This window comes from Asaia sp. SF2.1, from assembly GCF_000505765.1.
Lineage (GTDB): Bacteria > Pseudomonadota > Alphaproteobacteria > Acetobacterales > Acetobacteraceae > Asaia > Asaia bogorensis.
In genome coordinates this window covers 1-5189 of sequence record NZ_AYXS01000031.1, presented here as the reverse complement: position 1 = coordinate 5189, position 5189 = coordinate 1, and the positions used below count along the sequence as shown (strand labels likewise).

The 5189-nt window shown below is 55.8% G+C and carries 6 protein-coding genes and 1 pseudogene; 1 reads left to right on the top strand and 6 read right to left on the bottom strand.

Annotated elements, in window-relative coordinates; all coding sequences use genetic code 11:
* From P792_RS31180 to P792_RS31160, 5 genes and pseudogenes are all read right to left on the bottom strand, one after another.
* Positions 1 to 472, bottom strand: a pseudogene (locus P792_RS31180) (IS5 family transposase); the annotation flags it as partial.
* Positions 473 to 577: 105 nt separating this feature from the next.
* Positions 578 to 1651, bottom strand: a complete 1074-nt coding sequence (locus P792_RS31175) for a flagellar biosynthesis protein FlhB (protein WP_031241138.1) — start codon at positions 1649 to 1651, stop codon at positions 578 to 580.
* A gap of 35 nt (positions 1652 to 1686) precedes the next feature.
* Positions 1687 to 2472 carry a flagellar biosynthetic protein FliR gene (locus P792_RS31170; RefSeq protein ID WP_023979284.1) on the bottom strand — a complete coding sequence of 262 codons (786 nt, stop codon included), beginning with the start codon at positions 2470 to 2472 and terminating at the stop codon, positions 1687 to 1689.
* A 53-nt stretch (positions 2473 to 2525) separates the two neighbouring features.
* Complete coding sequence (locus P792_RS31165; RefSeq protein ID WP_023979283.1) at positions 2526 to 2801, bottom strand: flagellar biosynthetic protein FliQ; 276 nt, start codon at positions 2799 to 2801, stop codon at positions 2526 to 2528.
* Between the two features lie 12 nt (positions 2802 to 2813).
* Positions 2814 to 3149 (bottom strand): flagellar hook-basal body complex protein FliE, encoded by a 336-nt coding sequence (locus P792_RS31160; RefSeq protein ID WP_023979282.1) that lies wholly within the window; start codon positions 3147 to 3149, stop codon positions 2814 to 2816.
* Between the two features lie 403 nt (positions 3150 to 3552).
* On the opposite strand from P792_RS31160, the gene P792_RS31155 reads away from it, so the two are divergent.
* A complete protein-coding gene (locus P792_RS31155) occupies positions 3553 to 3984 on the top strand; it encodes a hypothetical protein (RefSeq protein WP_152530231.1) in 432 nt (143 codons plus the stop codon).
* A gap of 63 nt (positions 3985 to 4047) precedes the next feature.
* Here P792_RS31155 and P792_RS31150 read toward each other — a convergent pair whose 3' ends face one another.
* Positions 4048 to 5031: a flagellin gene (locus P792_RS31150; protein ID WP_023979280.1), complete on the bottom strand. Its 984-nt coding sequence runs from the start codon at positions 5029 to 5031 to the stop codon at positions 4048 to 4050.
* Positions 5032 to 5189: the final 158 nt, after the last annotated feature.

Here is a 5189-nt window from a genome sequence, read left to right as displayed (position 1 = left end):
AGAAGGGCAGCAGCACCGGTGTAATCACTGATCTGGCCCGCTGTCATGAAGAAGTCGAGCGGACGTCCGTTCCGGTCGGCGACAGCATGCAACTTCGTATTCATGCCCCCCTTGGTGCGCCCGATCAGGCGGCCTGACCCCCCCTTTTTACCCGCAGGCTCGACGCCATGCGATGTGCCTTGAGATAGGTCGCATCAATCATGATGGTCTGAGGCTCTGCCTTTCCGGCGGCCAGTCCTTCCATCATGCGGATGAAGATCCCCATAGCACTCCAGCGCTTCCAGCGGTTGTAGAGTGTCTTGTGTGGACCGTATTCCCGGGGCGCATCACGCCAGCGCAGGCCATTGCGGTTTACGAAAATGATCCCGCTCAACACACGGCGGTCATCGACCCGAGGTTTCCCATGGCTATTCGGAAAAAAGGGCCGCAGACGCTCCATCTGCCCGTCCGTCAGCCAATACAGGTCTCCCATCTCCAGTCTCCTTGAGGGAGCCTGAATCACATCATGCCGCTTAAATCAATGGGTCCTGAGCCTAACGACCGATGATACTATCTGAGCGCATGCAAATAGCAGTGTTTATCGCCTCGAACCTGGTGTCTTCAACTTGATGACATAGGCGATGATGGCCGCGACCGGTTTGAAAAACTCTGGCGGTATTTCGGTATCCAGCGGCAATGTGTAGAGCCCGCGTGCGAGAGGGGGGTTGTTGACGATTGGCACACGGGCGTCATCTGCTGCGGCACGAATGCGTGCCGCCAGTTCGTCGGTGCCTTTGGCTACGATTTTGGGTGCGGCCGTGGAATCGCTCTCATATGCAAGGGCTACCGCGTAATGAGTGGGGTTGGTGACAACAACGGTTGCCGTTTTCACCGATTGGAGCATGCGTTGTCGGGCGCGACGCAGCCTCAATTGATGTCTTTTGGCCTTGATCTTGGGATCACCGTCTTCCTGCTTCGTCTCGTCCTTTATATCCTGGTGACTCATCCGTAGCTTCTGGAGGCGACTGTATCGCGTCCATAATTCATCGAGTACAGCGATTAAAACCTGAACAATGAGGATAACGAGGGTGGCGTAGACAAACCAGGAAACGAGCTCCTGTGTCAGCCGACGAATAGTCCATCTCTCCGCTTCAGGGGCGATATGCAGCGTTCCGCGTGCTACGTTGTATAGCACAACACCAAACACTAAAAATTTCGCCAGGCTCTTGAGGAGTTCGACGAGATTTCGGGCACTGAACACACGTTTGACCCCGGCGGCAGGAGACAGCCGTTTCAGATCAGGAGCAAGCGCCTGAGGCCTGAACAGGAACTGTGTCTGGAAGAGACCGAAACCTACGACAGCTGCCATGCATGCCCCACCGAACGGAGCGATCAGGAGGATTCCTTCAGCAAACGCCTGATGGACGATGCGCCCGATCGTTGCTGTATCGTCGATCGGGGTGGAGAAGTGCTCCAGCAATCCATGCATATGGGTGACGAAGCGATATCCCGAAGTCGCCCCGGTCATTGAGAATACCGCGAGGAATATTCCCAGCACGAGCAGCATCTGTGTTTCACGCGACTGGGCAACATTTCCCTCTTCCCTTGCTTTCGCAAGGCGGCGCGGGGTAGGGGCCTGTGTGCGATCTTCGCTGCTTCCTTCCTCAGCCATAGACTGGGCGCGAAGTACGAGTTGGGTGGGCTAGGTTATTGGAATGCATGGATGCCAGGAAGCTGAAGAAGTGTTTCCTGCATACGTTCCTGCCAGACGCCAGTGATGACCTGAATCAGGAGAGCGATCAGGAATACGCCGCCCAGAAGCTGGGCAGGCATGGCAATTCCGTAAACCTGAATAGCAGGCATTAGTCGGTTCAGTACGCCGAGAAGCGCAGGCCACAGGGTGCCGACAAGAACGAACGGAGCAGCGTATTGGAGGCCAAGCCTGAAGCTCAATGATACGCTCATGACAGCAGCCTGCGCCATATCATTCAGAAATGGGAATTGGCCCGGCAAGAACACTTTGTAAGAACCTGTGAGCGCGGCGAGGGGCAGGATATACAATCCTGTCGTCAGAAAAAGTACCGGGATGAGGAAAGAGGCCATATGACTGATGGCGGTACTCGAGGCGCCCAAGTCAGGGTCGGGTTGTAAAACACTCGCCAGACCCGTGAAAGTTGCAATGAACTGCATAGCGATGATGAGTGACATCGCGATCAGTCGCGCCATCCATCCGATGAAAGTTCCTATAAGCAACTCCTGCGCAATCATGACGATCAGGAGAGCCGGGCTCTTGAGGGCTGGCGTCACCACGGGGGTGAGCACAGGCTCCAGCAGCGGGACAAGCAGGAAAGAGATCGTAACCGCTATACCTGCGCGCACTGTCATGGGTGATGTGGACTCACCCAGCCCTGGCGCTACCATGACAAGCGTACTGACACGGCACAGGATCATCAGATAGACGGCTACCACATCGGGGGATGGAAGAGCCAACATCTACCTTTTCCGCATTATTCCGAACAACGCCCGCCGTGTCGACATTGCTCTGTTCATGATCCGCCAGCGATGACCATCTGATCGAAAATCTGCATCGCATAATTATGCAGGGTCGCGTAAATAAACGAGCTTGTCAGCATAAGGGCAAGCATTGCAGCGACAAATTTGGGTACAAAAGATAGTGTTGCTTCGTTGACCTGGGTAACTGCCTGGAAAAGCGAGATCAGGATGCCTGCTGCAAGCGAGGCGAGAAGCGACGGGGCACCCATCTTGACCGCTACGAACAGGGATTCCTGCAGGATCTCGTGAATGTCTACCGTATGTTGCATGCCGTTCTGCGTTCAGATCGACATTTTCATTACATCTTGATAGGCTTGCACAAAGCGATCACGAACTGCGGTTACGGTCTGCAGTGTCAATTTTGCCTCAGCGACAGATGTCGCGATCTCAGTCATATCGCCATGCCCTGAGAGACCGGCCGCGGTCTGGGTTTCGGCAACTTTTCCGGTATGCACCGCATCTTGCAGCGCACCACTGAGTGCGTCACTAAAACTTCCGGTACCAATGCTGGAGGTGTCAGCTTGTTTGGCCGGGCCCGTTGCGGATTGCAGGCTACGCTGAACTTCTCCATACGCGTTCATGGCGTCGAAACTACGGGTGGTGACGTCGCTGATCATGAGCCTCTACCGAATCATCTGCCGCAGGGAGGGCAGATTGTTGCCAAGGTCGTTCGTAACGTGAACCGATCATGACAGCAATATCTTTCGGCAGCGTTATCGGTGCGCCCACTGTGACATCACTTTTCCGGCGTCGGGCTTTTGAGGAAATTTGTCGTGTCATGCTTCAGCTGTGCGACTTTTCGGGTATCGTGGCCCAACCATCGAACGAACCTTCACGAAGGATATGAAAGTGGTTTCACCGCGAGGCTTGTTCCTCTCTGCGCGCGCGGTCTTGTGCGCTACGGTACCGTGTCTGGCGACGGGGTTAACAGGAATGTCGGCTCCGGCTTACGCTGGTACAGTGTTGCCCGGGAATGGAGACAGCATACGTTGTCCCTCTGGAGTTGTTCGGATCGCCGAGGTGCAGGCAATTGTCGATTATGTCGGGCAGGAAGCAAAAAACAGGGTGATCGGATCGGCCTCAATCGAGGTGTGTTCTGATAACGAGACAAAATATATAGATATCATAACACGCGGCACGCCTGACGACGTTTCGAACAATGGTCAACAGGGACAGAAAAGCGGGATAGACGGATCAATTCAGATTCACGGCCGTACTGCGCAGCTCAATACCAACGTCTATATTCCGTTGACGGAATCCGATGCCATGCAGTGCAACAGGCAGGAGGAATCACAACCTGACGGCGTTTGTAGACCACATGCCCAAGTGGCCAGTTTTACCGGCACGTGGGTTTTTTCTCTTGGAAAATGGAGGATGTTCCGGACCGGCGCTGAAACCGAAGGGGGTTCGGTCATCGTGGCGGCGCGTATACTCAACGGTCCGGTTGAGTAAGGCTCTAGCTACCCATGGGATGAACAGGCCCCTTGCCGTTGGAGGCGAGGGGCCTTTTTTATTTTACTGGAAGAGTGAGAGGATGTTCTGTGACTGTGAGTTGGCGATGGTAAGCGACTTGATGGCGAGGGACTGCTTGGTCTGAAGCGATGTCAGCTTGGCGCTGGCTGCGGACATGTCTGCGTCGGTCAGGGAGCCGATACCGTTGGTGAGGTTGTCGGAGATGCTTGAGCCGTAGGTGCTCATGTTGTTGATGACGTTGCTGTTCGCACCCAGTGTGGAGGTCACGAAGGTCATGGCCTTGATGGCGGCCTGAACCTGCGAAATCATGTCCGAGACGTTCTTGCTGCCGCCGAGTACGCCACCGGTGGATTCGAACACGTTGGTGGTCGGGTTTGCACCGCTCGTACCGCTGTTTGTGGTGAGGCCCAGGGCGTCGGTCAGGCTCGTGCCAGCGACGCCGCTCTGGAAGAACGAGGAAGAGACAGCCGGTGCGCCGGCGACGCTGGATCCGCCCATATACGAGGCAATAGCTGCGTTGAAGCCTGTGACGGTCGTCTGGTCACCCTGAAGGCCCGTGATGTAGCTCAGGTTGTTGGACGTGATCCCGAGACCATCTTTTGTGCTGCCCGAAATCAGGTTCACGCCGTTGAACGTGGCGTTGCGCGAGATGGTATCGATCTGTTGAAGCAGGCCAGTGATCTGGGTACCGATCTGGTCGAGAGCGGCCGGGCTGCCCTGGTTGTTGCCAAGGGTGGTCACTGCGTTCTGGACGCTGTTGAGCACGCTGATGATCTGGTTGACGGCTGTGCTGGTCGAGCTGACCGTCTGTGCGGCGAAGGAGAGGCCGTCATTCACAGCGGACTGGCCAGAGACATTGCCCTGCATCTGCTGCGCGATGCCGTAGGCAGCGGCGTTGTCGGCAGCGCTCGAGACCTTGCGGCCGGTCGAGATGGTGTTTTCAGCGTTGCTCAGGGCCGTCTGGGTGGCGTTCAGGGTCTGAACGGCGACCATCGCCGAGGCATTGGTGTTGATCGAAAGGCTCATCGAATTTCTCCTGGTGCTCGCCCAGATATCGGGCCACGCAAGCATCATAAAACCCGAAATGGATAAGAGAAGATTACCAGAATGGAAGAACTCAGATGATACCCGTACAGGCATCACGCTTGATCGGACGACAGACGCTACAGCAAACAGAGATGACC

Bases quoted from the DNA above. Each gene is read 5' to 3' on its own strand.
- P792_RS31175 (WP_031241138.1), bottom strand. From the start codon at position 1,651: ATGGCTGAGGAAGGAAGCAGCGAAGATCGCACACAGGCCCCTACCCCG.
- P792_RS31170 (WP_023979284.1), bottom strand. From the start codon at position 2,472: ATGTTGGCTCTTCCATCCCCCGATGTGGTAGCCGTCTATCTGATGATC.
- P792_RS31165 (WP_023979283.1), bottom strand. From the start codon at position 2,801: ATGCAACATACGGTAGACATTCACGAGATCCTGCAGGAATCCCTGTTC.
- P792_RS31160 (WP_023979282.1), bottom strand. From the start codon at position 3,149: ATGATCAGCGACGTCACCACCCGTAGTTTCGACGCCATGAACGCGTAT.
- P792_RS31150 (WP_023979280.1), bottom strand. From the start codon at position 5,031: ATGAGCCTTTCGATCAACACCAATGCCTCGGCGATGGTCGCCGTTCAG.